Raw genomic sequence first — 294 nt, 5'->3', positions numbered from 1 at the left:
ACGCAATGAAATGACCGCCGACGTTATTGCATTAATTACTCGTACCTTTGGTGCGTTTGAAGTAATAGATGCGAACGCTCTTGATCAATTAGCAGTAGACAAACCAGCCGAACAAAAATCAAACCGTGGTAGACAGTCTGCAAACCCGAAAGTAGAAGCACCGAAAACCTTTGCCGCTAAAATATTCGATACTCATGAATTTGGTAATCGCCGCATCACCATCGAGCGCCCATTGCGTGAAAGCTTCCAGTTCAGTGATGAACGCTTAGAAGCACTTCGCTTTGCTAACAAACC

Annotated in this window: 1 pseudogene; it reads left to right on the top strand. The window is 44.6% G+C overall.

Annotated features, from left to right (window positions below):
* Positions 1-294 (top strand): annotated as a pseudogene (locus tag V6259_RS19755) (SAM-dependent DNA methyltransferase); the annotation flags it as partial.

The organism is Marinomonas sp. TI.3.20 (assembly GCF_038155025.1).
GTDB lineage: Bacteria > Pseudomonadota > Gammaproteobacteria > Pseudomonadales > Marinomonadaceae > Marinomonas > Marinomonas flavescens.
The sequence above is the reverse complement of the archived record's forward strand: the minus strand, read 5'-3'. Positions and strand labels throughout refer to the sequence as shown.